Annotated in this window: 2 protein-coding genes; both read right to left on the reverse strand. The window is 61.3% G+C overall.

Translation table 11 applies throughout. From position 1 onward, the window contains the following. Positions 1–353 (reverse strand): beta-galactosidase (locus tag WAX14_RS06535; RefSeq protein WP_422627280.1); only part of this gene is annotated, 353 nt, incomplete at its 3' end. Positions 354–403: 50 nt separating this feature from the next. After that, positions 404–1,835 (reverse strand): hypothetical protein (locus tag WAX14_RS06540; RefSeq protein WP_422627281.1); only part of this gene is annotated, 1,432 nt, incomplete at its 5' end.

Consider the following 1,835-nt stretch of genomic DNA (forward strand, 5'->3'; position numbering starts at 1 on the left):
AGGCAAAGGCCCGGCCAACCGCCGTTGGGATCGCTGGATCGGCCGCGAAGATTGAGTGGTTCGAGGTCGGCATTTACATAGCGCGCCTCCGGGTATTGTTCCGCCAGCCAGTAGGGGGCCGTTTCGAGGATCGTGTTGACGATGACGCGCAGGCCCAGACGATCACAGGTCGCCATGATCTCGTCGAGTTCTGCAAAATCGTAGACGTCCGGCTCCGGATTGCACCAGTTCCACATGGTCCAGACCTTGATGGTGTTGAAACCCAGCGGCCCGGCTATCTGTTCCAGCGCGGCAACGCGAGTCTGACGCGGTGGGTTTGGCGGGCGGTGAAATTGCGTGCCATAAACAAACATAAAGTTCTCTTCTCCGGTGAATGGGTCGTAAGGTGAAGGCGAGGCGTCACTCAGGGCCCAGGCAAAGACACAAGGCAAATCGAGTCCAGTGTAAACCACCCGTTAGTAGCCGCAATCCGGATGATGTTGCTCCCCTCAATCAAGACACCGGCCGGTAGTTCGATCGCGATCGTCGCCGGGAAGGCAAGGTGGGCCGGGTCGGTGTCCTGAACACCCAGGCCTGGCCCATGCTCGGCCCAAAAGACCGCGTCGTTGCCCCATACCGTTACGCTGGTTGGGGTTTCTGGCGCCTGGTCGGCGGTGTGGATCGTCAGGCGTGCGGCCTGGCCGGCCGCTGCGGCTGACGCTTGGAACTGCAACATCAGTTCTGAGCCGTTTTCACCAACGAGATAGGGGATGACGGCCGGGTCCAGACTCTCATGCATGATCAGACTCCTGGCCCCCTTCGGTCGGGTATCAAATTCCTGGCACATTGCATCCTGGCGGCCAACTACCAGGACAACCGTCTCATCCGGCGCGACAATCACCTCCGGCGCATTCCAGGCGACGACACGCCAGCCGGTTTGGGTCAGGGTCAGAGCTTGTGTTGAATGAATCGACCGCTTGATGTTTAGCGTCCGCATCTCGCCCGGCGGGATACACACGTACTGGTTATCAATCAACAGGTCTGAGCGGTAAACGATGAGCGGCCGCGCTTCGACAAACAAAGCTGTCATCGCCCCGTTGTTCGTTACTTGCAAGGCCAGCCCGCCATCATCGGTCGCCACGGCGCGGACCGTAAGCGTCGTCGGCCGAACGGCCTCTTCGCCTGTCGCTCCCGGCAATAAACCACGCAGCGGACTGTCGCTTTCGGCCGAACCAATGATCTCAACTCTCTCGGCCAGGATCATGTTCGCCGCATCGCGCAGTCGCGTTTCCAGAAGGATAAGGCGGCTGGCGTCGTCGGTTGGAGCTATCGCCAGCCTGTCAACTACCAAAGCCTGTTGCGGCAACACGTTGCTCGTGCCACCCCCCCCGGCAAGTCGTCGTCCCTGTGAGTCGGTGGCGCGCCACTCCCAGTGCAGGCCGGCCGTTGCCTCCGGCGCATCACTCACCAGCCAGACGGATGCCTGGAAGCCGGCCGCAGCCTGGTACAGGTTAGACTCGTATTGCAGCGATAGCGCCAGCGGCGCGACAGCCTGTTCCATGAAGGTATAGCTCATGAGCGGCCGGCCGTCGTAATCAATCAGGTAGCTACCCGCGCCGTTGGGCCAGGGCTCGTTGTAGTCCCAGGTGGTCAGGCCGCCCAGCCGTTCGCCGCGTCGCCGCAGTGCATCGACGGCGTAGCGCAAGCCATGGGCGGCGGCAAACTGCCCGGCGGCAATGAGTGTCGCCAGATCGTCAATAGGCCCGAACAGGCGGACGATGTTGGACTTTTGCAGCCAAAAATCGTCACCAAACACCGCTCGGACGACGTTCTTGCGAATGAGAACGGGATTGGCC

It is taken from the genome of Rhodococcus sp. (in: high G+C Gram-positive bacteria) (genome assembly GCF_049299235.1).
Taxonomy (GTDB): Bacteria; Actinomycetota; Actinomycetes; order Mycobacteriales; family Mycobacteriaceae; genus Rhodococcus.